Genomic DNA, 23,983 nt, shown 5'->3' on the forward strand with positions numbered 1-23,983 from the left:
TACCGAGTAACGCGAGCCTTAGTTCTTGGCTGCGCGCTTCTCTTTTTCCTTCGCGATCACGGCTTCGGCAACGTTGGCCGGGCACGGTGAGTAGTGCGAGAACTCCATGGAGAACTGGCCGCGACCGGAGGTCATGGTACGCAGGGTGCTGATGTAGCCGAACATTTCTGCCAGCGGTACATCAGCCTTGATGCGGACGCCAGTTACACCGGCTTCCTGGCCTGCGATCATGCCGCGACGACGGTTCAGGTCGCCGATAACGTCACCAACGTGGTCTTCAGGAGTGAACACGTCAACCTTCATGATCGGCTCCAGCAGCTGCGGGCCGGCCTTCGGCATGGACTGACGGAACGCACCCTTGGCCGCGATTTCGAACGCGATGGCCGAGGAGTCAACGGCGTGGTAGCCACCGTCGGTCAGTTCAAAGGAAACGTCCAGAACCGGGAAGCCAGCCAGCGGGCCAGTGCCCATCAGAGAGGCGAAGCCCTTCTCGATGGCCGGGAAGTATTCCTTCGGAACGTTACCGCCAACAACGCTGGACTTGAAGGTGAAGCCGGAGTTCGGCTCGCCGGGACGGATGACGTAGTCGATCTTACCGTACTGACCGGAACCACCAGACTGCTTCTTGTGGGTGTAGCTGTCGGCGATTTCGCGAGTGATGGTTTCGCGGTAGGCAACCTGCGGCTGACCAACAACCAGTTCAACGCCGTAGGTACGCTTGAGGATGTCGACCTTGATGTCCAGGTGCAGCTCGCCCATGCCCTTGAGGATGGTTTCGCCGGAATCCGGATCGGTTTCAACGCGGAAGGTCGGATCTTCTGCAACCATCTTGCCGATCGCGATACCCATTTTCTCGGTGGAGCCCTTGTCTTTCGGCTCAACGGAGATGGAAATTACCGGCTCGGGGAAGACCATCGCTTCCAGGGTGCACTCGTTGTTCGGGTCGCACAGGGTGTGACCGGTCTGAACGTTCTTCATGCCGACGATGGCGATGATGTCACCGGCCTGGGCGCTGGTCAGTTCGTTACGCTCGTTAGCCTGCATTTCTACCATGCGGCCGACGCGCTCGGTCTTGCCGGTGAAGGAGTTCAGGATGGTGTCACCCTTGGCCAGCTTACCGGAGTAGATGCGGCAGAAGGTCAGGGCGCCGAAACGGTCGTCCATGATCTTGAACGCCAGTGCGCGGAAGGGCTCGTCCGGAGACACGATGGCGAACTTGCCGGTCGGGTTGCCTTCTTCGTCGGTCAGCGGCTGAGGGTTGACCTCAGTCGGGGACGGCAGGTAATCAACAACGGCGTCGAGAACCAGCTGCATGCCCTTGTTCTTGAACGCGGAGCCGCAGTAGGTCGGGAAGAACGCCAGATCGCGGGTACCCAGGCGGATGCAGCGCTTGATGTCGTCGATGGCCGGCTCTTCGCCTTCCATGTAGGCCATCATCAGGTCGTCGTCCATTTCCACGGCAGTTTCGATCAGTTGCTCGCGGTACATTTCGACGTCGTCGACCATGTCGGCCGGGACTTCCTGGATGCTGTAGTTTTCCGGAATGCCGGTGTCGTCCCAGACGTAAGCCTGGCGGGTCAGCAGGTCAACCACGCCAGTGAAGGTGTCTTCGCGGCCGATCGGCAGGGTCATGATCAGCGGCTTGGCGCCCAGTACGTTCTTGACCTGCTCGGTTACGCGCAGGAAGTCGGCACCGATACGGTCCAGCTTGTTGACGAAGATCAGACGGGAAACTTTGGAGTCGTTCGCGTAGCGCCAGTTGGTTTCGGACTGGGGCTCAACGCCGCCGGAACCACAGAATACGCCGATACCGCCGTCGAGAACCTTCAGCGAGCGATACACTTCTACGGTGAAGTCAACGTGGCCGGGGGTGTCGATGACGTTGAAGCGGTGGCCTTTCCAGAAGCAGCTGACAGCAGCGGACTGAATGGTAATCCCGCGCTCGGCTTCCTGTTCCATGAAGTCGGTGGTGGACTCGCCCTCGTGTACTTCACCCAGCTTGTGGATACGGCCGGTGAGTTTGAGGATACGTTCGGTAGTGGTGGTCTTACCGGCATCAACGTGGGCGAAGATACCAATATTGCGGTAAAGGGATAGATCAGTCATGGCACTCTCTGATAGCCGGGTTTGAAAATAGGGCGACACTATACAGGATTCTTGGGCGATACGCTCTGCTTTTGCGATGAAAAGCACAGCGAGCCCCGGCAGCGCTCTGCAACGCACCGTGGAAGGTCTCGCCAGAGCCGGTCGGACGCGCAAGGGAGCTGCGCAGGTGTGACAGGTAACCTCTGACGGGGTGGAGCAGTGAGACCCGCGTGCAGCTTAGCAGTATCAACGCTGGCCGTAATGTCTTTTCGTCGTCCGCTAATCAGCCTCTCAGGGGGCAACAGGCTGCGCAGGGGTAGCCGGTCGGACTTCGGCGCTGCCAATACCGCGCGGATCGCTGGCGGCGCTGACGCTGTTGTCAGCCTTGTTCCATGACACCGCATGCATGTTGCCGTAGTCCCGACCAACCGGCTCGATGCGGTGGCCCATGGCTTCGAGCGCCTTGCGCTGCTGCGCATTGAAGGCGCTGTATTCGACCTGAATGTGGTCAGGCAGATATTGATGGTGGAAGCGCGGACGGCTGACCCAGCGCTCGACCGGCTCGCCGTGCATCGCTTCCAGTGCGCCGAGCAGCACCATGGTAATGATGCGGCTGCCGCCCGGGGTGCCGAGTAATGCCAGTTGGCGGTCGTTCTCCAGCATGGTCGGGGTCATGCTCGACAGCGGGCGCTTGCCCGGAGCGATGGCGTTGGCTTCGCTGCCGGCCAGCCCGTAGGCGTTGCTGCCGCTGGGGTCGGCGGCAAAATCGTCCATCTCGTTGTTAAGCAGCACGCCGGTGCCGGGCGGGGTAAAGGCCGCGCCAAACGGCAGGTTGATGCTCAGGGTGGCCGATACCGCATTGCCATCGGCGTCCATCAGCGAGAAATGGGTAGTGTTGGTGCCTTCATGGAAGTCACGCAGCGGGCCCAGGGCGCTACTCGGTGTGGCGCGCTCGGGGTCGATATCCCGGGCCATGGCCACGGCGTAGGCCTTGGAGGTCAGTTCGGCAACCGGGACCGGGACGAAGTCGTTGTCGCCGAGCAGCATGGCGCGGTCGCGGTAGGTGCGGCGCATCAACTCGACCAACTGGTGGGTCTGCTGGATCGAGCCATTGGCGCTGGCCGGCAGGGCGGGCAATGCCTGCAGAATGCCCGCCAGGGCAATGCCGCCGGCCGACGGCAGCGGCGCGCTGATGACCTGATAGCCGCCGCTGACAAAGCGGATCGGACTGCGCTCAATGACACGGTAGTTATCCAGATCCTGCTGCTGCCAGACGCCGCCGGCGGCCTGCACGCCGCTCAGCAGTCGTTCGGCAACCGGGCCGCGGTAGAAGCCGTCGCGGCCGTTGCTGGCAATCGCCCGCAGGGTCGCTGCCAGTTCCGGCTGGGTGATCAGGGTGCCGACCTCGGGCGCCTGGTTGTTGCGCAGAAACAGTCGTGCGGTCTCGGTGTCGCGCTGCATGGCTTCCAGTCGATACCCGACCAGGGTGCGGTAATGCTCGCTGCTGGTGAAACCCTGTTCGGCGGCGTCGATGGCCGGGGCAAGCGACTGGGCCAGCGGCAACCGACCATAGTGGCTGGCCAGGTGCACCAGCGCGGCCGGGATGCCCGGAATGCCGGCGGCGAGCGGGCCGTTGATGGCCGGGTCGCGCTGAACTTCGCCTTTGGCGTCGCGGTAAAGGTCGCGACCCGCCTTGCCCGGTGCGGTCTCGCGGGCGTCGATGAAGCGGTAGGGCTGGTCGGGGTTGCCGGGTTGGCGCAGCAGGAAGAAGCCGCCGCCACCGATACCGGAGCTGTAGGGCTCGACCACCGCCAGCGTGGCGGCGACGGCGACGGCCGCATCAAAGGCGTTGCCGCCGTCGGCCATGATTTGCAGGCCCGCCTCGGTGGCGATCGGGTGGGCGCTGGCAACGGCGTTGTGGCCGGGGCCGTCGGCGGCCAGCAGCGGCGCAGCGAGCGCCAGCAGGGCGGTCAGGCCGAGCAGGCGGGGGAGTTGTCGCACGCTGAGACCGAGCATGGTCAGGCCTTGCCGGTGAGGATCCGGTATTTTTCCATCAGTTCCTCCTGGCTCTCGACGTTGTCCGGGTCGAGCGGGATGCAGTCGACCGGGCAGACCTGCTGGCACTGGGGCTCGTCGAAGTGGCCGACGCACTCGGTGCACAGGTTGGGGTCAATGACGTAAATTTCTTCGCCCTGGGAGATGGCGCCGTTGGGGCATTCGGGCTCGCAGACGTCACAGTTGATGCAGTCATCGGTGATGATCAGGGACATGGGCCTACTCTCCGCAGCTTCAGGCGTGATAGCGCTGAATCAGCGCCTCATTGACAACCGGATGAACGAACTTGGTGACGTCGCCACCCAGCGCGGCGATCTCGCGCACCAGGGTAGAGGAAATATAGGAGTATTTTTCCGACGGCGTGAGGAACAGGCTTTCAACGTCCGGCGCCAGGACCCGGTTCATGTTGGCCAGCTGAAATTCGTATTCGAAGTCGGATACCGCGCGCAGGCCGCGCAGCAAGACATTGGCGTCGACCTCTTTGACGAAGTGCGCGAGCAGTGAGGAAAAGCCCACCACTTCGACGTTGGGCAAATGGCCCAGTACGGTTTGTGCCAGTTCAACCCGCTGCTCGAGCGGGAATGCCGGGTTCTTCTTCGGGCTGGCGGCGACGGCGACGACGACCCGATCAAACAGCCGTGATGCCCGCTCGACCAGATCGGTATGACCTTTGGTGATGGGATCGAAGGTGCCGGGGTAGAGTACGGTGTTCATGCGTGATCGGGTCCTGCGGCTGGGTTGATGAGAGGTTGTCGAGAGGCAGATGGTAGCTCAACAACCAGCGAAAACCCAGATGCAGAGCGGCGGCACCCATCAGGCACCGCCGCTTTGCCGGTTAGCCCAGGTCGCTTGCCAGCTGGCTGGCCAGGCGGGCTGCAAGGCCGTAGACCGACAGCTGCGGGTTGGCGCCGATACTGGTCGGGAACAGTGAACCGTCGATGATCGACAGGTTTTCCAGCTGATGATGGCGGCCCTGGCTGTTGACCACCGCCCGCGTCGGGTCCTCGCCCATGGCGCAGCCACCCATGACGTGGGCGCTGGCTAGGCGCACGTCGTGCAGGCGGTAGCTCAGGCCGGCAACTTGCTCCTGATAGTCCGCCCAACTGGTGCTCAGCCGGCCGTGGGCGTGGCTCGGCATCACCGCCCTGGCGCCCGCGGCAAACTGGATTTCGCCCATGCTGAGGAAGGCGCGGCGAACGCCATCCCAGAGGTAGTCGGTAACGGGGTAGTCGAGCAGCGGATCGCCATTGTCGCGCAGTGCCACGCTGCCGCCCTGGCTCTGCTCGTGGAAACCGTCACGCAGCAGTGCCAGCAGGATATTGCTCTGCGGCAATGAGGCCATGTGGTGCAGATGCTGCAAGCCGAAACCGCCCATCAGGGTCGAGGTCATGCTGGGCTGCATGGGAGGCACTTCGAGCTTGTAGCCGACCGGGCCGGTGGTGCCCTGATCCCACTGGAAATGATCCGAGTAGATTGACTGTGGCGCGCCGTAATAGCCGTGGATATCGCGGTCGTACTGGGCCAGCGTCAGGTTGACCGGGTGCAGGAAGGTGCGTTTGCCGACCCGCTGGTGCGGGTCCGGCGCTTTCGAGCGCAGCAGCAGCGCCGGGTTGTTGATGCCGCCACCGGACAGCACGATATGACGGCCACGCAGGCGCAGGCGTTGCCCGCTCGGTTGGCTCAGGGTGGCGTCCATCGCCCGGCACTCCACTTCGCTGACACGATCACCCTCGAAGACCAGGCGCTCGGCACGGGCGCTGTGTACCAGCACCGCGCCCTTCTCCAGCGCTGCGGGCAGGGTCGTGACCAGCATCGACTGCTTGGCATTGGTTGGGCAGCCGGTGCCACAGTAGCCAAGGTTCCAGCAACCGCGCACGTTGCGCGGAATCACTTTCCAGTGGTAGCCGAGTTTCTCGCAACCCAGGCGAATCACATCGTTGTTGGCATTCGGTGGCACTGCCCAGGGGGCAATGCCGAGGCGTTCTTCCATGCGGGCAAACCAGGGCGCCATGCTGGCGCTGTCGAGGCCCTTGACGTCGTGCGCCTCAGCCCAGTGGGCCAACGTCTGGTCCGGAGTGCGGAAGCTGCTGGTCCAGTTCACCGTGGTGGTGCCACCGACGGTGCGGCCCTGCAGGATGCCAATACCGGCATCGGCGGTCGCCCGGGCGGCACCTTCCTGATACAGCTCGGCGTAGGCCTTGCCTTCGTCATTTTTGAAGTCGCTGGAGGTTTTCAGCGAGCCTTCTTCCACCAACAGCACACGCAGGCCGGCGTTGGCCAGAATTTCCGCGCTGGTGCCGCCGCCGGCGCCGGTGCCGATGATCACGACGTCGGCTTCAAGGGTGGTTTCCTGGGCGAGGGCGCTGGCGTCGATGACCTGCCAGCCGCGCTCAATTCCCTGCAAAAACAGATCGGGTACGGGCATGGTAATTCCCTGCAGTCGAAATCAGATAATGGGCGGGCCGGGGTAGCCAACGGCAGCCCAGGACTGGGGTGTGGCGTACCAGGCCATGTGCAGCAGTTGCAGCAGGCTTTTGTGCCCCTTGCGCAGCAGCTCGAAGCGGCTGTCACGCCAGCGCAGCAGGAAGGCCTCGAGCTGGTCCGGGCTGGCCGTGGCCAGGTCGCCCCAGATGCCGGTCAGCGGGCCGCGGGTCAGCGGCATCGAGAGCATGCCCAGCAGGTTCAGCACCTCGCTCTGAACAAACGGCGAGCTGTACTGCAGGGAACGGTCCAGCTGGGCGATGGCAAGGTCGATGGCATTGCTGTTTTCGCTAAAGGCGGGGTGCGGGCCGACTGCGGCGGGAAACAGCGCTGCCAGCAGGGGCAGGTCGGATTCGCGCAGCACCGCCATTTTGCCGGCAGGGCCGGAGGAGCTGCAGCCGCTCAGGGTGGCGGTCAGGCCTGCGGTGCCAAGCATCAGGCTGGCACCGAGACCGAGCTTGAGCAGGCTGCGCCGGTCGAGATTGGGAGAGGTCGTGTCTGACATGTTCTGTCTTCTTGTTGTTGCCGGCAGGGCGGGCCTGCCGGATTTCATCGGCGCCGTGTCAGCGCAGGAACAGTTTGTACACCAGTTTCAGCAGTGCGCCACCGTAGGGAGGATAGATGGGTTTGGCGCCGTTGTAGCGCTGCTTGATGTACACGCCCTTGGCCTTGCTCATGGTGAGAAAACCCTCGTGGCCATGGTAGTGGCCCATGCCGGAAGCGCCAATGCCGCCGAACGGCATGTCATCCTGGGCAACGTGCAGCAGCGCATCGTTGATGCACATGCCGCCGGCGTGGGTCTGCTCCATCAGCCGTCGCTGCTCGGCCTTGTCGTAGCCGAAGTAGTAGAGCGCCAGCGGGCGCGGGCGCTCGGCGATATAGTCGAGCGCGGCGTCCAGGCTGTCGTACGGCAGGATCGGCAGCAGCGGCCCGAAAATCTCGTCCTGCATGACCTTCATGTCGTCGCTGACGTCGAGCAGCAGGGTGGGGGCGATGATGCGGGTGTCGCCGAGGTCTTCGTTGGCCGGGTTGACCGGCAGGATACGTGCACCTTTCTCGGCCGCATCGCTCAGGTAGCCCTGCAGGCGCTGATACTGGCGCGGGTTGATGATCTGGGTGAAGTCGGCGTTATCGCGCAGGCTCGGGTACATCTGCGCAAACTGCCTGAACAGCGCCTGGGTAAACTCCTCCACCCGGTTGCGCGGGCAAAGAACATAGTCCGGCGCGACGCAGGTCTGACCGGCATTGACGCCCTTGCCAAAGGCGATGCGCTCGGCCGCGTCGTTCAGCGGTACGTCGGCGGAGATGATCGCCGGCGATTTGCCGCCCAGTTCCAGGGTGACCGGTGTCAGGTTATCGGCGGCCGCGCGCATCACGTGGCGCCCGATGCTGGTGGCACCGGTGAACAGCAGATGATCGAACGGCAGTTTCGAGAAGGCAACGCCAACATCGGCTTCGCCCGTGACGACGGCGACCTGCTCTTCGGGGAATATCTCGCTGAGCAATTGCTCCAGCACCTCTGCAGTGCGGGGGCTGGATTCGCTCATCTTGATCATCGCCCGGTTGCCGGCCGACAGGGCAGTGACCAGCGGGCCGATGGCGAGAAACAGCGGATAGTTCCACGGCACAATGATGCCGACCACGCCAACCGGCTGGTATACCACCTCGGCCTTGGCCGGCTGAAATGCCAGGCCGACCTTGCGCCGGGAGGGCTTCATCCAGCGCTTCACATGCTTGCAGGCGTAGTGGATGCCTTCCAGCGAAGGCATGATCTCGGCCAGGCGGGTTTCGTCTGCCGAGCGGCGACCGAAGTCTTCGCTGATGGCGGTGATGAGTGTTTGCTGATGTTTCAGGATGGCCTGTTTGAGTGCTTTCAGGTGCCGGATACGGTCGTCGGCCGAGGGCATGGGCGCCTTGCGGAAGGCCGCGCGCTGTGACTCGAATAATGCCTGCATGCGGCTGATGGACTGCTGTTGCTCTTGCAGATAAGCAATATCGGCTACCATGGGGCCTCCCGTGGGCTGACCTGTGGTTTTCACCACTGTTGTTGTTTTTCGGCTGCCGGTTGAGCTGTAGTTCCCGCCAGCCAGGGGTATGGGATGTAAGTTTTAGAGTAATTGCTCTAAAGTGTCAAATATTCAGCAAGCGAAGCCGATCTATTGCCATGAAAACCCGCGACCGTATTCTTGAAGCCAGTCTGCAGCTGTTCAACGAGCAGGGCGAGCGCGCTGTCACCACCAACCACATCGCCGCTCATCTGGGGATGTCGCCGGGCAATCTCTATTACCACTTCCGCAACAAGCAGCAGATCATCGCCGAGCTGTTTGATCACTACGAGCGCGAGCTGGAAGACAGTCTGGCGCTGCCAACCGACCGCGGGCTCGATCTGGATGACAAGGCACGCTACGTCGAGAGTCTGAGTGAGTCGCTGTGGCGCTACCGTTTCCTGCAGCGCGACCTTGAGCACCTGCTGGCCAGCGATGCGCAGGTGGCCGAGCGTTACCGCCTGTTTTCGCGGCGGGCACTGCGGGCGGTTGAGGGGATCTTTCAGGGCACCATCGACGCCGGCATTCTCGATGCCCGTTACGCCAATGCCGAAGTGCTGGCGCTCAACAGCTGGTTGCTGATGAACAGCTGGACCAACTTTCTCTGCACCACCGTCCTGACGGACCCGCAGGCCCAGCTGACCCCGCAGATGCAGCGCCGTGCGGTCTATCAGGTGCTGGCGCAGGAACTTGGGTTGTTGAGTGACGCGGCGCGGCCGCGGGTTGAGGCGATGCTGCGCGAGTATTACGCCGAGCTGCCTGAGGCCTGAAGCTGCAGCGCCAGCCAGTCGGGAATGCGCCGCTCAAGGTAGTAGCGTGGGCGCCACGGCAAGCCTTCGATAAAGCCGACGTGACCGCCGCCCTGGTGCAGTTCAAATTCGGTGCGTGGCCCCAGCTCGCTCAGCTGCGGCAGGCTGCGGGGGTAGACAAAGGGATCGTTGGCGGCCTGAATCAGCAGGCAAGGCACCTGGATCGAGCCGAGAAAATAGCGGCTGCTGCAGCGCCGGTAGTAGTCCTCGGCACTGGCAAAGCCATGCAGCGGTGCGGTCACCCGGCCGTCGAAATCCCAGAAGGTATCCATCCCCTCCAGTGAGCCCAGCGCATCCAGCCGCGCGTGCTCGCTGTGCCAGCCGTGATGGCTGAACAGCCGTTTCTTGTTGCTGACGTAGGCCAGCATGTCGCGCATGAAGCGGCTCTGGTAGACGCGGGAAAAGCCGACACTGATGCGGTCGGCGCATTCATCCAGACGAAACGGCACCGACACCGCGACCGCGGCCTGCAGCGGGCATTCATGCGCGCACTCACCCAGATACTTCAGCAGCACGTTGCCCCCGAGGGAAAACCCGGCGGCAGCGAGCGTGCGGCCGGGGTAGCGCAACAACACATGATTGACGACCTCGGCCAGGTCGTCGCTGGCGCCTGAGTGGTAGGCGCGGGCGCTGTGGTTGGGCTCACCCGAGCAGCCGCGCCAGTTGACCGCGACGCTGCGCCAGCCGAGTTTGGCCAGCTGCTGTTGCTGGCCGAGGATATACAGCGAGCTGGAGCTGCCGGTCAGCCCGTGCAGCAGAATCACGCAGGGTTGCCCGGCGTGATCCGGGCCGAACCAGTCCAGATCGAGAAAATCGCCGTCGGCCAGCGTCAGCCGTTCGCGCTCACGCTCGAGCCTCGGCGGGCGTCGCAGCAACGGGCCAAACAGGGTCTGCAGATGACCGCCGGGCAGCCAGCGCGACGGTCGGAAGCTGCTCAAGCCTGCCGATGCCACAGGCTGTACCAGACCTGACCGGCGCGCTTTTCGCGGTGCAGCTGCCAGTTGCCCGGCAGCGCCAGCTGACTTGGTGGCTGTTCGCTTTCGATGTAGATCTGCGCGTCGTCGGCCAGCCACTGGTTAGCTTCCAGTGCCGCGCAGGCCGGCTCCAGCAGTCCCTGACGGAACGGCGGGTCGAGAAACACCAGATCAAAGCGCCGTGGTGGCGTGCCGGCCAGCAGTGACAGGCCGTCCTGCTGGATTACCTCGGCACGGTCGCAGTTCAGTGTTTGCAGATGGCCGCGCAGGGTGTGTACCACGTCGCGGCTGAGGTCGCCGGCCAGTGCGCTGGCGGCGCCGCGCGACAGCGCCTCCAGGGTCAGCGCGCCGCTGCCGGTGAACGGATCAAGGCAATGGGCGCCGGGTACGTCGCTGCTCAGCCAGTTGAACAGGGTTTCGCGTACCCGGTCCGGGGTCGGACGCAGGCCCGGCTGTTCGGTAAAGGTGAAGCGGCGGCTGCGCCACTCGCCAGCGATGATGCGCAGCTGGCTGACTCTGGCCTTGGCCTGGTTGGACTTCATGCACTGGGCTCCTGCTCTGCCGCCGCGCTCGGCTGGTCGGCATTGTCTTCGGGTTCTGCGGGTGGTTGCGGCGGCCCTACGGTGATCACGACGCGCTCGCTGGCGGGCAGATGCCGGGCGAAGGCCTCACGGATGTCCGTTGCGGTCAGCGCCTGAACACGGTCGAGGAACAGCTGCATGTGGTTGAGTGGCAGGTCGTAGAAGCCGATGGCTGCCAGTTGCGCGACGATCGCCGAATTGCTCGCGGTGCTGAGCGGGAACTCGCCGAGCAGCTGCTGCTTGGCGCGGTTCACTTCGGCATCGGTCGGACCTTCGCTGGTAAAGCGGTCGAGGGTCTGGTTGACCACCTCCAGCGCCTGTTCGGCCTGATCGCTGCGGGTCTGCAGCGAGATCACGAACGGGCCGGGGGCCTGCATCGCGCTGAAGTTACTGCCGACGCTGTAGGACAGCCCACGTTTTTCGCGCACTTCCTCGACCAGTCGCGAGCCAAAGCCGCTGCCACCGAGGATCTGGTTGCCGAGGTACAGCGCGGCGTAGTCCGGATCGGTTCTGCTCATGCCCTGCTGGGCCACCAGCACATGGGTCTGGCTGCTGGCAAAGTCGATGTGCTGGCTGCTGGCTGCGATTTTTTCCGCTGGTGGCGTTGGCTCGGCAGCAGGTCCTTGCGGCATGGCATCGGCCAGGTGCTGAGCCAGTTGCTCGGCCCGGGCGCGGTCGATATCGCCGACCAATGCGATCACCGCATTGCCAGCGCTGTAGTAGGTCTGCTGGAAGCGCTGCAGATCGTCCCGACTGATGGCCTTTAGGCTGTCTTCGGTTCCATCTGGCGGGATGCCGTAGGGGTGATCCGGGTACAGCGTGCTCCACAGCGCCTCGCTGGCCTGGCTGCCGGGGCGCTGGCGAGCGTAGCGCAGGCCGGCCAGCAGTTGCTCGCGGATGCGCTCCAGCGATGCCTCGGGGAAACTGGGTTTGGACAGGGTCTGCGCAAACAGGGTCAGTGCCGGATCCAGCTTGTCGGCAGCGGTCAGGGTGCGCAGGCTGATCAGGCCCATGTCGCGGTGCGAGCTGTTGCCGAACTGCGCACCGAGGCGCTCGAAGCCGGCAGCAATATCACCGGCATCCAGGCTGCCGGTACCCTCGTTGAGCATGGCGTTGGTGAACATGGCCAGCCCGGGCAGCTCACCGTCGCGGCTGGCGCCAGCGGCGTAGAGCAGTTGAATGTCGAGCATCGGCAGCTCGCCGGCGTGCATGAAGTACACCGGCGTGCCCTGACGGGTTTGCCAGTGCTGCAGGTCCAGCCCGCGGCGGGCGGGCGGGGTGTCCAGATCGAGCTCTTCCAGCGAACTCAGCGCCGGCAGTGGCGAGCCGAAGACCTCGGTGGCGGTATCGGCCGGGCCGTCGTCAGGTGCCTGGGCAACGGCGGGGGTATCAGGTGCAGGCTGGCTGTCAGGCGCACGCTCCATCAGCAGAAACAGCATGCCACCAAGGGCTGCCAGGGCGATCAGCCAGCGCAGCACGGAGAAGGGTTTGCTCTGGCTCATGGCTGCTGCTCCTCACGGGCGTTCGGCAGGTTGTAGCTGCGGGTCAGACGTTCGCGCACCAGATAACGGCGGGCGACCTCGCTGACCTGCTCGGGGGTAACCGCTTGCAACGCTTCGATATCGTTGTCGACCAGCTGCCACGGCAGGCCGACGGTGACCAGTTCGCCGATACGGTTGGCCTGCTGCATGATGTTGTCCTGGGCGTAGACCAGTCCGGCCACCACCTGGGCCTGCACACGGGCCAGCTCCTCGGCGCTCGGCGGGGCTTGCTTGATTGCGTCAATCTCTTTCCAGATGGCGGCTTCCAGCGTGGGCAGGTCGATGTCGCGCGCCTCGTTGGGAATGCCGCTGAAAACGAACAGGCTGTCGCCGCGGGTAAAGGCGTCGTAGCCGGTGCCAACCGAGGTGGCGATGGCGTCGCCGCGCTCCAGGTGGCTTGGCAGGCGGGCGCTGTAGCCGCCGTCCAGCACGGCGTCGAGCAGACGCAGAGCGTGGGCTTCCCATGGCTCGCTGACGGTATTGAGCGAGGGCACATTGAAACCGAGCAGCAGGCTCGGCAGCTGCAGATCCAGATGCTGGGTCAGGCTGCGCTCGCCAATGACCGGCAGCTCCAGCGGCTTGCGTACCACCGGCAGCGGGCCGGCCGGCACCGCGCCGAAGTAGCGCTCGACCAGCGGCTTGACGGTTTCCGGGTAGACGTCGCCAACAATCACCAATGTGGCGTTGCCCGGCACGTAGTGGCTCTTGTACCAGGCGCGCAGGTCTTCGATCTGCATGCGGTCGAGGTCGTGCATCCAGCCGATCACTGGCTGGGCATAGGGGCTGGCGGTGTAGGCCTGGGCGAGGAAGCGCTCGTAGGCGACGCCGTTCGGGTTGTCGTCTACCCGCATGCGACGTTCTTCCTTGATGACCTCGATCTCCTTCAGGAACTCGTCTTCCGGCAGGGTCAGCAGGTGCATGCGCTCGGCCTCCATCTCCAGTGCCACCGGCAGCTGATCGCGGCTGAGCATCTGGTAATAGGCGGTGTAGTCGCGGTTGGTCATGGCATTTTCGCTGGCACCAAGACTGCTCAGCAGGCGCGAGGCCTGGCCGGGTTCAAGGTGTTCGCTGCCCTTGAACATCATGTGTTCCAGCGCATGGGACAGGCCGGTCTGCCCCGGTGGCTCGTCGACCCCACCGACCTTGTACCAGACCTGCGAGACTACCACCGGCGCGCGGTGATCCTCGCGGATGATGACGTTCAGCCCATTGTCGAGGGTGTAGCTATGGGTCGGTTGCCGGCTGTCGGCCATGGCCGTCGGCGCGAGCAGTGGAAGCAGCAGCAGGAGAGTACGCAAGCGCAACATGCAGGTGTCCTGTTATACAGCGCGGTAATCGTGAGACCCTGCGCGCAGACCGGCGTACCGCCTGCCGCTGGGTCATACCGCCGTTGGCGGAAGTGGGGTAGGATAACCCAACCTTCAATATGGCGAAGCATTCGCCGTCGAACTCAGATAGTGACTCTTCATGTTTGGTTCCAAAGACAAACCGCAAAACCCCGATGCCAAGACCTCCGCCAAGCCCGAAAAGAAAGGGCTGTTCGGCTGGGCACGCCGCCGGGAAGAGCCGGCGCAGAGCGAGCCGCAGGCCGATGCACCGGCGCCGCTCACTGGCGACCTGAATACCGTTGAGGGCCGCGAAGCCGCGGCCCGTGAGGCAGCTGCCTCGCTGTTTTCCGAACTGGGCCAGAAGGCGCCGGTCGAGGAAACCCCGGAACCGGTTGCCGAGCCGGAGGCCAAGGGCTTCTTCGCGCGCATGCGTCAGGGCCTGTCCAAGACCAGCGTCAACCTCGGCGAGGGCATGGCGAACCTGTTCCTCGGCGAAAAGGAAATCGACGACGAACTGCTGGAAGACATGGAAACCCGGCTGCTGATGGCCGATGTTGGCATTGAAGCCACCACCATGATCATGGAAACCCTGCAGCAACGGGTCACCCGTCGTCAGGTGTCCAGCCGCAAGGCGCTTTACCGTGCCCTGCAGGATGAGCTGGAAGCACTGCTGGCGCATGTCGCCAAGCCGCTGGAAATCGACAGCAGCAAGAAGCCCTACGTGATTCTGGTGGTCGGTGTGAACGGCGTCGGCAAGACCACCACCATCGGCAAGCTGGCCAAGCGGCTGCAGAGCGAAGGCAAGCAGGTGATGCTGGCCGCCGGCGATACCTTCCGCGCTGCCGCGGTCGAGCAGCTGCAGGTCTGGGGTGAGCGCAACCAGATCGGCGTGATTGCCCAGCACACCGGTGCCGATTCCGCTTCGGTGATCTTTGACGGCCTGCAGGCCGCCAAGGCCCGTGGCGCCGACGTGCTGATCGCCGACACCGCCGGCCGTCTGCACAACAAGGACCACCTGATGGACGAGCTGGCCAAGGTCAAGCGCGTGATGGCCAAGCTGGACCCCGACGCGCCGCACGAAGTGATGCTGGTGCTCGACGCCGGCACCGGCCAGAACGCCATTTCCCAGACCAAACTGTTCGACCAGGCGGTTGGCCTGACCGGTCTGACCCTGACCAAGCTGGACGGCACCGCCAAGGGCGGGGTGATCTTTGCCCTGGCCAAGCAGTTTGGTTTGCCGATTCGTTTCATCGGTGTGGGCGAGCAGATCGACGACTTGCGCCCCTTCACCGCGCCGGATTTTGTTGCCGCGTTGTTTGGACAGAAGCCATAAATGATTCGCTTCGAGCAGGTCAGCAAGCGCTATCCCAACGGGCATCAGGGGCTGGATAACCTCAGCTTCCATATCCGGACCGGCGAGATGGTGTTTATTACCGGCCACTCCGGCGCGGGCAAGAGCACCCTGCTCAAGCTGATCATGTGCATGGAGCGCCCCAGCAGCGGCGCCGTGCACGTCGGTGGTCAGAACCTGCGTGATCTGGGCAGTGACGACATTCCCTACCTGCGCCGCCAGATCGGTGTGGTATTTCAGAACCACCAGTTGCTGTTCGATCGCACGGTGTTCGACAACGTCGCGCTGCCGCTGATCATCAACGGTACCCCGGCCGACGAAGTAGGGCGCCGGGTGCGCGCCGCGCTCGACAAGGTCGGCCTGCTGAGCAAGGAAAGCAGCTATCCGATCGCGCTGTCCGGCGGTGAGCAGCAGCGGGTCGGTATCGCCCGCGCGGTGGTCCACAAGCCGGCGCTGCTGCTGGCGGACGAGCCGACCGGTAACCTCGATCCGGAACTGTCGGCGGAAATCATGGCGCTGTTTGAAGACTTCAATCGGGTCGGCGTGACCGTGATCATCGCCAGCCACGACCTGCCACTGATTGCCCGCCTGCATCACCGCACCCTGACGCTGGATCAAGGCCGTCTGCTGGCCGATGGAGAGTCCTGATGAGCGCCAAGCAACCCCAGCCCGGCCGCCGCAAGACACCCAGCGGGGCGGCGCGCTCCCAGCGCGACTGGCGTCACCCGCTGCGCAGCTGGTTCGGCAGCCACCGTGACAGCGCCCGTCAGGCGCTGGTGCGGGTGCGGCATTACCCGTTCAGCAGCGCCATGACCGTGCTGGTGATGACCATCGCCCTGGCGCTGCCGATGGGGCTCTCGGTGCTGATTGGGCAGGTCAAGCAACTGGGGGTGAACTGGCAGGAAGCGGCGCAGATCTCCGTGTATCTGGCCGATGACGTCAGCGCCGAGAAACAGCAGAGCCTGACCGAGCAGATACGCCAGCTGGCCGGTGTGGCGCAGGCGCAGCTGCTCGACAAGGATCTGGCGCTGGCCGAGTTCCAGCAGCACGCGGGTATGGGCGATGCCCTGCTGCAGCTCGACTACAACCCGCTGCCGAGCGTGATTGTGGTCACGCCACTGAGTATCGACGGCGGTGCCGCGGCGCTGGAGCCACTGCGTGACCGCCTTGCCGCCATTGACGGCGTTGAACAGGTGCAGATTGATCTGCTCTGGGTCGAGCGGCTGGCGGCCATTCTGGCGATGTTTGAGCGCTTTGCCGGCGGCCTTGGCGTCTTGCTGATCATTGCTCTGTTGCTGGTTATGGCCAACACCATCCGGCTGGCTATCGAAAGCCGCCGGGACGAGATTCTGGTGATCAAGCTGGTGGGCGGCACCGATGCCTTCGTGCGTCGCCCGTTCCTCTATATTGGCGTGCTTTATGGCCTGCTCTCCGGGGTGCTGGCCTGGATACTGCTGGCGCTCGGTCTGGCTTGGCTGAATGTCACCGTCGAGCGCGTTGCCTCGCTTTATCAGAGTGAGTTCGCCCTGTTCGGCATGCCCTTTACCGATGGGCTGGCGCTGGTGTTTGGTTCCATGGTGCTCGGGCTGGCGGGCGCCTGGCTGGCGGTCGGGCAGCATGTAAGAGCGATTGAGCCGCAATAAGGCAGCCGCAAGCGGCAAGCGCAACCCGCGACGCGTCTAGTGGCGCGTTTACCCGTCGAGTGCGGCGCGGCAGTAAACGCCGGGATAAGCCGTTCACCGGCCGCCCGCCGGAAACATCCTGGTTGGGCTTGCCGCTTGCCGCCACGCTGAACTTTAGGTTACGTTCACAGTCCTATTTTGCGGTGATACACTCAGCCGTCTTTATTTGGGGAGTTCGAACATGAGCACTGCATTGCAGCCTGTTCATACCTTGGCTCCGGGAGCCAATCTCGAAGCCTACATTCAAAGCGTCAGCGCCATTCCGATTCTCAGTGCGGAAGAGGAGCGGGTGCTGGCTGATCGCCTGTACTACCACGAAGACCTGGAAGCTGCCCGTCAGCTGGTCATGTCTCACCTGCGTTTTGTCGTGCACATCGCCCGCAGCTATTCCGGTTACGGTCTGGCGCAGGCCGATCTGGTGCAGGAAGGCAACGTTGGCCTGATGAAGGCGGTCAAGCGTTTCAATCCGGAGATGGGCGTGCGCCTGGTATCCTTCGCGGTGCACTGGATTCGCGCGGAGATTCACGAGTTCATCCTGCGCAACTGGCGGATCGTCAAGGTCGCAACCACCAAGGCCCAGCGCAAGCTGTTCTTCAACCTGCGCAGCGCCAAGAAGAAGCTGGCCTGGCTGTCGCAGAATGAAGTCGAAGCAGTTGCTGCCGACCTGGGCGTTGCCGAGCGTGAAGTCCGCGAGATGGAAAGCCGTCTGTACGGTCAGGACCTTGGCTTTGATGGCGCGCAGGACGATGACGACGATGCGGCCTACGCACCGGTGCATTATCTGGAAGACAAGCGCTATGATCCGGCTGCCCAGCTGGAGTCGGCCGACTGGTCCGACAGTGCCAGCACCAGCCTGCTGACCGGTCTGGAGGCGCTGGACGAGCGCAGCCGCGACATTCTGTACCAGCGCTGGCTGGCCGAAGAGAAGGCCACGCTGCACGAGCTGGCAGCCAAGTATCAGGTCTCTGCCGAGCGTATTCGTCAGCTGGAAAAGAACGCCATGAACAAGCTGAAGAAGAACCTCGAAGCCGAGGTTGAAGTCTGACGCTTGCAGCACTGATCGCAAAGGGGCATCCGCAGGATGCCCTTTTTGTTGGTGTTGCAGGTACCCCGGTTTAGGTTTCTCGTGTTGTACCGAGCTGTAGGGCCACGGCATGCCGTGGCCGCTGACACCGCCAGCGGCGAGAAAAGCACATTTTCCCGTTTCCATAACAAGATCAAGGAGTACCGCATGACGCGCCGTCAGGGTGTGCGATTGGCCACACTGTTCACCGTGGTGATTCTCGCTTTCTATGCCTTCGGTTACTGGCAGTCGCGGCCGGCAGCGCCGGAGCCGATGGCGTGGTACGGGCAATATCAGGACACCCTGCTCAAGCCCCTGCAGGCCCAGCGCCTGACCCTGGCAGACGCCGGCGCCGCGCTGGGCCACGGCACTCTGTGGATGATCAGCGCTGAAGGCAAGCCGCTGCTGGTCAGCCGCTACACCATGGAGAGTGACGATCTGAGCTGGCGCGTGCAGGCGGTCATCGGTCTGACGCCGGAGCAGACCGAGAGTCTGGTGCAGGCACAGGCCTGGCAGCCGGAGTTGCCCGATCAGCCGATCAGTTCGGCGGTGGGTGATGCCCTGAAAGACCGTCAGGTCGTGCGCCTGAGCCTGATCCCCAACGAGCCGATGTCACTGGCGCAGGTGCAGGGCACCTTCGGCAATCCGGATCTGCGTCTACCGGTCAGCGAGGGCGAAGCCTGGGTTTATCCGAAGGAGGGGGCGGTGGTTGCCGTTGGTGAAGAGCAGGCGCATTCGATCATGTTTGGGTTGCGCGACGCGTTGCCGGCGGAGCAGTAAGCCGCCGGGCTCAGATATCCAGTCGATTGCGCCAATACCGCACTGTCAGCCAGTCCGGCAACGGCTTGCCTGCTTCCATTCGATCCAGATAGTGGCGCCCGCCCAACTGTCTGCTCTGGCGCTGAATCCAGTTGGCGCGGCGCAGGGCGTGGGGTGGCGGGCTGGCCGCGTCCCAGTTGAGCGGGCTGGGCAGCACCGCGGCCAGTTGCGCAGCCTGCTGGCTGGACAGATAGCTGGCGCCGATTCCAAAGTGGTGGCGTGACGCGGCCTCGACGCCGTAGACGCCCTTGTCCCACTCGGCGATGTTCAGGTACATCTCCAGAATCCGCTGCTTCGGCCAGAGCAGCTCGATACCGGCGGTAAACCAGACCTCCAGCCCCTTGCGCAGATAGCTGCGGCCCGACCAGAGGAACAGGTTCTTCGCTACCTGCTGGCTGATGGTGCTGGCGCCGCGCAGATTGCCGCCCTGCATGTTATGTTCGACGGCGGCGCGAATGGCCTTGAGGTCAAAGCCGTAGTGGTCGGCAAAGCGCTGGTCTTCCGCGGCGATCACCGCCATTTTCATGCTGTCGGGGATCTGCTCGTACGGCCGCCACTGGTACTGGCGGCGGTAGTCGGCGTCGTCACGCTGGCTGATCCAGCGCTCGACCATCAGCATCGAGCCTGGCGCAGGCGCCCAGCGCAGCACCAGCACGGGCAGCAGGCTGAGCAGGGCGACAATCAGGAGCCACTTGGCGGTCTTGCGCAATATGAGTTTGAACATGGGAATCCGGCCAGTGAGTTGGTCCGGAGTATAAACCGAGGGGGCAAAGCATGGCCAAATGGCTGCTGTTACTGGCGTCACTGAGTGGTTTCACCGGCGTAGCACTGGGCGCGTTTGCTGCCCACGGGCTGCGCGGCAAATTGTCCGAGAACATGCTGAATGTGTTTCAGACCGGCGTGAGCTACCAGCTGTGGCACACCATGGCGCTGATTGGCGTGGCGCTGCTGCTGCTTCGCAGCCCGGACAGCACTTTGCTCAAAGCCACCGGCGTGCTGTTTGCGCTGGGTATCGTGCTGTTTTCCGGCAGTCTCTATCTGCTGACGCTCAGCGGCATCGGCAAACTGGGCATGATCACGCCGCTCGGCGGCGTGCTCTGGCTGGTGGCCTGGCTGTGTCTGGGGCTTGCCGTCTGGCGCACGCTCTGATCCGCCGTGGTCAGCGGGTGGCAAAGGGCGTTATCATAGCGCCCTTGTCGCCGGTCAAGATTGACCGCGCCGAGCTGCCCTATCATCTCCATCCGTCGTTGCCGAGCCGCCCATGCAGATTCATTTGAACGGTGAGCCCTATCACCTCGACCAGCCGCTTACCCTGACTGAGCTGATCGCCCGCCTGGGACTGACCGGCAAGCGTCTGGCGGTTGAGCTGAACCTCGATATCGTGCCGCGCAGTCAGCACGCCGAAACCCGTCTGGCCGAAGGGGATCGGGTGGAGATCGTGCATGCCATCGGTGGCGGCTAACCCAATCTCTTCGCTGGAGAACCTGATGACTGATATGACCCAGGACGCGCTGGAAATCGCCGGCGTTCGTTACCGTTCCCGTCTGCTGGTCGGCACCGGCAAGTACAAGGACCTGGACGAGACCGGCCGCGCCATCGAAGCCTCGGGCGCCGAGATCGTGACCGTTGCCATCCGCCGCACCAACATCGGCCAAAACCCGGATGAGCCCAACCTGCTGGACGTGGTATCGCCGGATCGCTACACCATCCTGCCGAACACCGCTGGCTGCTATACCGCTGAAGAGGCGGTGCGCACCTGCCGGCTGGCCCGTGAGCTGCTTGATGGCCACAAGCTGGTCAAGCTGGAAGTGCTGGCCGACCAGAAAACCCTGTTCCCGAACGTGGTGGAAACCCTCAAGGCGGCCGAAGTGCTGATCAAGGACGGCTTCGACGTCATGGTCTACACCAGCGATGACCCGATCATCGCCCGCGAGCTTGCGGCCATGGGCTGCGTTGCGGTCATGCCGCTGGCCGGTCTGATCGGCTCCGGCATGGGCATTTGCAACCCGTGGAACCTGCGCATCATTCTGGAAGAAGCCTCCGTACCGGTGTTGGTGGATGCAGGGGTTGGTACCGCCTCCGACGCGACCATCGCGATGGAGCTGGGCTGTGCCGGTGTGCTGATGAACAGTGCCATTGCCCACGCCGATCACCCGGTGCTGATGGCCCAGGCCATGCACCACGCCGTTGTGGCCGGTCGCGCTGCCTATCTGGCTGGCCGCATGCCGCGCAAGTTGTACGCCTCGGCCTCATCGCCGCTGGACGGCACCCTGCGCTGAGCAGGCTATCCTTTTGTCAGGCGCCCTGCGGGGCGCCGTCTCATCCGAATCATTACCGAGTTGCCCATGTCTGATACTCCCGAACTGCCCGAAAGCGCAGACACCCCGAACCCCGAGAGCCCACCGCGCCGCGCCATTCGCAGTTTCGTCATGCGTGCCGGCCGCATGACCGAGGGTCAGCAGAAGGGGATTGATCAGGGCTGGCCGCGTTTCGGCCTGAGCCTGGATCAGGGCATGCTCGATCTGGACGCCCTGTTTGGTCGCAGTGCGCCGCGTACGCTGGAGATCGGCTTCGGCATGGGCCACTCGCTGCTGGAGATGGCAGCGGCTGCGCCCGAGCAGGATTTTATCGGCATTGAAGTACACCGCCCGGGTGTGGGGGCGCTGCTCAATGGTCTGCTGACCAGCGGCCTGAGCAACGTGCGGGTATTTGACTGTGATGCGATCGAAGTGCTCAACCGCTGCATTCCGGACGGCAGCCTGGATCGGCTGCTGCTGTTCTTCCCGGACCCCTGGCACAAGAAGAAGCACAACAAGCGCCGCATTGTGCAGCCGGCCTTTGCCGAGCAGGTGCGCCGCAAGCTGAAAGTTGGTGGCGTGTTCCACATGGCCACCGACTGGGAGCACTACGCCGAGCACATGCTTGAGGTGATGAGCGCCGCGCCGGGGTATCGCAACCAGGCAGGTGACGCCGGTTACGTGCCGCGCCCGCAAGAGCGCCCGGTGACCAAGTTCGAGCGCCGTGGCGAGCGCCTGGGGCACGGCGTCTGGGATCTCAAGTTCGAGCGGGTCGAGTGAGCCGCTCAGGCTGATTGCCGCAGGTACCGCTGCTCAAACTCCAGTCTATCCACCGGTTTGCCATGCAGATAACCCTGGGCGATGTCGCAGCCCTCTGCGGCAAGCCAGTTGTGCTGCTCCTCCGTCTCCACGCCTTCGGCAATGATCTCCAGGTGCAGGGCCTTGGCCAGGGCGATGATGGCCCGCAAAATGGAGTTGCCTGGCCCTTCGGCCGGCTGAATGCGGCGGACAAAACTCTGGTCGATCTTGACGATGTCGAGCGGCAGTTGTTGCAGATAACTCAGGGAAGAGTGACCGGTACCGAAGTCATCCAGTGCAATGCTGACGCCGGCTGCCCGTAATTGCAGAATTTCGGCCATCGCCTCGCTGGACCCTTCAAGGTCGACCGACTCGGTCACCTCGACTTCCATCAATTGCGCGGGTATGTCGTATTTGCCGAGCAATGCAAGAATCTCCTTTGCCAGGCCGGTGACGCGCAGGCTGAGCACGGACAGGTTGATCGAGAGTTTCAGGCTGAAGCCCGCCCGGACCCAGGCGGCCTGCTGGATCGCGGCCTGTTCCATTACAAAACGGTCGAGCAGCCCTGACAGACCGGCCTGTTCGGCCAGCGGAACAAATTCCGCCGGACTGATGTCGCCAAGCTGCGGGTGCCGCCAGCGCAGCAACACTTCTGCCCCGGTCAGGTGTCGGTCAACCAGTGAAAACTGGGGCTGAAACACCAGTCGCAGGTCGCGTTTGCTTTCCAGTGCCAGCCGCAGTGCCTGGGTCAGGCCGGTCTGGCGCTCCAGTTCGGTGCGCATGTTGTCGTCAAAGCAGGTGACCTGGTTGCGTCCGCGGTACTTGGATCGATACATGGCGATTTCGGCGTTTTGCAGCAGCAGGCGGGACTCGGCCCCGTTCTGTGGTGACCAGACCACGCCAATGCTGGCGGTCAGCAGCAACACGTAGTGTTCGATCTGTAGCGGCGCCGCTGCCGTGCTGAGCAGCTGTCTGGCGTGCTGAATAATCTCGTTTGCCGACGCCGAGGGCATCATGACGACAAATTGGTCGCCCGCCACACGCACCAGCATATCCTGCGGGGTCAGTGAGTCAGACAGACGCCGTGCGATGGCCACCAGCACTGCGTCGCCGATTTTGTGTCCCAGCGTATCGTTGATGTGGCGGAAGTTGTCGAGATCCAGTGAAATCAGGGCAAAGGAGCCGCCTTGCTGTTTAATCTTCCTGCAGCTTGCGTTCAATGGTTTCGGTCAGTTGCAGTCGATTTCCCAGGCCGGTCAGGTCGTCGGTCAGTGCCCTCCTGCGCCAGCGCTCGGCACGTACGACGCTCTGGTTGATGCCGAGCTCCATCCAGCCTGCCAGCAGCGCGCCAATCATGTTCAGTATCAGCAAGGGCAAGACGGCGTCCCTCAGCGCCAGGGCGCGCTGGGGTTCCGGGAATAGCATGATAGTCCCCAGTGACAGCTGCAGCAGGGCACCGAACACCAGAAAGCGCCAAGACGGCCCCCAGCTCAGGCGCGCCTCGAACTGCCGCCAGGCCAGACCGATCAGCGGCGCCATGAGCAGCGTCAGACAGCCGATATAGGCGCCTGCACCGCCAATCAGCAGACGTGCTGGCAGGGTGATCATCAGGGCCGCCAGCGCTCCGCGCCAGCCTGCCAGCAGGGCGGCAAAGCCCATCAGTAGCACCCGCGCATCGAGCAGCACACCGTTGCCCACATCGACCGCCGAGAGCATGACAAACAGGCTGCCCAGCCCCATCAAGGCGCCCAGCGCCCATTATTCGTCGCGCGGGCTGCGCAGGCGCTTCCACAGGTAGTGATGGTAGAACAGCACAATCGCTGCAAAGGTGAGCAGGCCAAATAAAACGACCAGGAAAAAATCCAGCATGGGGCATCCTGCATTCAGTAATCACCATCAGTATCGGACACTCTGCACGATCCTGCCTGTGCTCCTGCCCCTTTGCTGGCGAAGAGTGCCGGTTTGGCCAGAGCAGACAGGTGTAATCGGCTTGTTGGCGGGGCCTGGACGTGGGTAAAGTGTGCGCCTTCCAGCGTTGGCAAGGCTCTGCCGACGGCCGAATCAACGGAAGTTT

Annotated in this window: 24 protein-coding genes; 10 read left to right on the forward strand and 14 right to left on the reverse strand. The window is 63.6% G+C overall.

Annotated features, from left to right (window positions below):
* Nucleotides 1-18: 18 nt before the first annotated feature.
* The 7 genes from fusA to O5O48_RS06095 form a co-directional block, all read right to left on the reverse strand.
* Nucleotides 19-2,106, reverse strand: a complete 2,088-nt coding sequence (gene fusA, locus O5O48_RS06065) for an elongation factor G (protein WP_228247131.1) — start codon at nt 2,104-2,106, stop codon at nt 19-21.
* Nucleotides 2,107-2,376: 270 nt separating this feature from the next.
* Nucleotides 2,377-4,101 (reverse strand): gamma-glutamyltransferase, encoded by a 1,725-nt coding sequence (gene ggt, locus O5O48_RS06070; protein WP_269688440.1) that lies wholly within the window; start codon nt 4,099-4,101, stop codon nt 2,377-2,379.
* A 2-nt stretch (nt 4,102-4,103) separates the two neighbouring features.
* The gene (locus tag O5O48_RS06075; protein ID WP_088275993.1) at nt 4,104-4,355 is read right to left on the reverse strand and encodes a YfhL family 4Fe-4S dicluster ferredoxin; all 252 of its coding nucleotides are present in this window, start codon (nt 4,353-4,355) and stop codon (nt 4,104-4,106) included.
* Between the two features lie 19 nt (nt 4,356-4,374).
* A complete protein-coding gene (coaD, locus tag O5O48_RS06080; RefSeq protein ID WP_088275995.1) occupies nt 4,375-4,854 on the reverse strand; it encodes a pantetheine-phosphate adenylyltransferase in 480 nt (159 codons plus the stop codon).
* Between the two features lie 121 nt (nt 4,855-4,975).
* A complete protein-coding gene (locus O5O48_RS06085; protein WP_269688441.1) occupies nt 4,976-6,565 on the reverse strand; it encodes a GMC family oxidoreductase in 1,590 nt (529 codons plus the stop codon).
* A gap of 21 nt (nt 6,566-6,586) precedes the next feature.
* The gene (locus tag O5O48_RS06090; protein WP_269688442.1) at nt 6,587-7,126 is read right to left on the reverse strand and encodes a twin-arginine translocation pathway signal protein; all 540 of its coding nucleotides are present in this window, start codon (nt 7,124-7,126) and stop codon (nt 6,587-6,589) included.
* A gap of 58 nt (nt 7,127-7,184) precedes the next feature.
* A complete protein-coding gene (locus O5O48_RS06095; RefSeq protein WP_088276001.1) occupies nt 7,185-8,627 on the reverse strand; it encodes a coniferyl aldehyde dehydrogenase in 1,443 nt (480 codons plus the stop codon).
* 158 nt (nt 8,628-8,785) lie between these two features.
* Here O5O48_RS06095 and O5O48_RS06100 point away from each other — a divergent pair, with 158 nt between their 5' ends.
* Nucleotides 8,786-9,436, forward strand: coding sequence for a TetR/AcrR family transcriptional regulator (locus O5O48_RS06100; protein WP_228247126.1), 651 nt, complete (start codon nt 8,786-8,788; stop codon nt 9,434-9,436).
* Here the strand turns inward: O5O48_RS06100 and O5O48_RS06105 are convergent.
* The 4 genes from O5O48_RS06105 to O5O48_RS06120 are packed head-to-tail and all read right to left on the reverse strand — an operon-like array spanning nt 9,412 to nt 13,878.
* A complete protein-coding gene (locus O5O48_RS06105; protein ID WP_269688443.1) occupies nt 9,412-10,413 on the reverse strand; it encodes a hydrolase in 1,002 nt (333 codons plus the stop codon). The genes O5O48_RS06100 and O5O48_RS06105 overlap by 25 nt on opposite strands.
* Entirely contained in the window at nt 10,410-10,991 is a 582-nt protein-coding gene (rsmD, locus tag O5O48_RS06110; protein ID WP_228247124.1) for a 16S rRNA (guanine(966)-N(2))-methyltransferase RsmD, read from the reverse strand. The genes O5O48_RS06105 and rsmD overlap by 4 nt, the downstream gene beginning before the upstream one ends.
* Nucleotides 10,988-12,532 carry a M16 family metallopeptidase gene (locus O5O48_RS06115; protein WP_269688444.1) on the reverse strand — a complete coding sequence of 515 codons (1,545 nt, stop codon included), beginning with the start codon at nt 12,530-12,532 and terminating at the stop codon, nt 10,988-10,990. Before O5O48_RS06115 ends, rsmD begins: the two co-directional genes overlap by 4 nt.
* Nucleotides 12,529-13,878, reverse strand: coding sequence for a M16 family metallopeptidase (locus O5O48_RS06120; protein ID WP_434006953.1), 1,350 nt, complete (start codon nt 13,876-13,878; stop codon nt 12,529-12,531). Before O5O48_RS06120 ends, O5O48_RS06115 begins: the two co-directional genes overlap by 4 nt.
* A gap of 160 nt (nt 13,879-14,038) precedes the next feature.
* Here O5O48_RS06120 and ftsY point away from each other — a divergent pair, with 160 nt between their 5' ends.
* The 5 genes from ftsY (at nt 14,039) to O5O48_RS06145 (ending at nt 18,775) form a co-directional block, all read left to right on the forward strand.
* Nucleotides 14,039-15,232, forward strand: coding sequence for a signal recognition particle-docking protein FtsY (gene ftsY / locus O5O48_RS06125; protein WP_269688445.1), 1,194 nt, complete (start codon nt 14,039-14,041; stop codon nt 15,230-15,232).
* Entirely contained in the window at nt 15,233-15,898 is a 666-nt protein-coding gene (ftsE, locus tag O5O48_RS06130) for a cell division ATP-binding protein FtsE (protein ID WP_269688446.1), read from the forward strand.
* A complete protein-coding gene (gene ftsX, locus O5O48_RS06135) occupies nt 15,898-16,893 on the forward strand; it encodes a permease-like cell division protein FtsX (RefSeq protein ID WP_269688447.1) in 996 nt (331 codons plus the stop codon). Before ftsE ends, ftsX begins: the two co-directional genes overlap by 1 nt.
* A 220-nt stretch (nt 16,894-17,113) precedes the next feature.
* On the forward strand, nt 17,114-17,977 hold the full coding sequence (gene rpoH, locus O5O48_RS06140; protein WP_269688448.1) for an RNA polymerase sigma factor RpoH: 864 nt from the start codon (nt 17,114-17,116) through the stop codon (nt 17,975-17,977).
* 186 nt (nt 17,978-18,163) lie between these two features.
* On the forward strand, nt 18,164-18,775 hold the full coding sequence (locus O5O48_RS06145; RefSeq protein ID WP_269688449.1) for a hypothetical protein: 612 nt from the start codon (nt 18,164-18,166) through the stop codon (nt 18,773-18,775).
* A 10-nt stretch (nt 18,776-18,785) separates the two neighbouring features.
* Here the strand turns inward: O5O48_RS06145 and mtgA are convergent, their stop codons facing one another.
* Complete coding sequence (gene mtgA, locus O5O48_RS06150; RefSeq protein WP_269688450.1) at nt 18,786-19,538, reverse strand: monofunctional biosynthetic peptidoglycan transglycosylase; 753 nt, start codon at nt 19,536-19,538, stop codon at nt 18,786-18,788.
* Between the two features lie 50 nt (nt 19,539-19,588).
* Between mtgA and O5O48_RS06155 the strand changes: the two genes are divergently transcribed.
* The 4 genes from O5O48_RS06155 to trmB all read left to right on the forward strand — a co-directional run bounded on the left by O5O48_RS06155 (nt 19,589) and on the right by trmB (nt 21,891).
* Nucleotides 19,589-19,963, forward strand: coding sequence for a DUF423 domain-containing protein (locus O5O48_RS06155; protein WP_088276021.1), 375 nt, complete (start codon nt 19,589-19,591; stop codon nt 19,961-19,963).
* Nucleotides 19,964-20,075: 112 nt separating this feature from the next.
* Nucleotides 20,076-20,276 (forward strand): sulfur carrier protein ThiS, encoded by a 201-nt coding sequence (gene thiS / locus O5O48_RS06160; protein ID WP_088276023.1) that lies wholly within the window; start codon nt 20,076-20,078, stop codon nt 20,274-20,276.
* A 25-nt stretch (nt 20,277-20,301) separates the two neighbouring features.
* Complete coding sequence (locus O5O48_RS06165; RefSeq protein WP_228247115.1) at nt 20,302-21,093, forward strand: thiazole synthase; 792 nt, start codon at nt 20,302-20,304, stop codon at nt 21,091-21,093.
* Between the two features lie 66 nt (nt 21,094-21,159).
* Nucleotides 21,160-21,891, forward strand: a complete 732-nt coding sequence (trmB, locus tag O5O48_RS06170) for a tRNA (guanosine(46)-N7)-methyltransferase TrmB (RefSeq protein ID WP_266101870.1) — start codon at nt 21,160-21,162, stop codon at nt 21,889-21,891.
* A 5-nt stretch (nt 21,892-21,896) separates the two neighbouring features.
* Here trmB and O5O48_RS06175 read toward each other — a convergent pair whose 3' ends face one another.
* Together O5O48_RS06175 and O5O48_RS06180 are read right to left on the reverse strand one after the other, a co-directional pair.
* Entirely contained in the window at nt 21,897-23,129 is a 1,233-nt protein-coding gene (locus tag O5O48_RS06175) for a putative bifunctional diguanylate cyclase/phosphodiesterase (RefSeq protein ID WP_228247114.1), read from the reverse strand.
* Nucleotides 23,104-23,649 carry a LytS/YhcK type 5TM receptor domain-containing protein gene (locus O5O48_RS06180; RefSeq protein WP_269688451.1) on the reverse strand — a complete coding sequence of 182 codons (546 nt, stop codon included), beginning with the start codon at nt 23,647-23,649 and terminating at the stop codon, nt 23,104-23,106. Before O5O48_RS06180 ends, O5O48_RS06175 begins: the two co-directional genes overlap by 26 nt.
* Nucleotides 23,650-23,983 lie beyond the last annotated feature (334 nt).

Source organism: Halopseudomonas sp. MFKK-1, from assembly GCF_027474385.1.
GTDB lineage: Bacteria > Pseudomonadota > Gammaproteobacteria > Pseudomonadales > Pseudomonadaceae > Halopseudomonas > Halopseudomonas aestusnigri.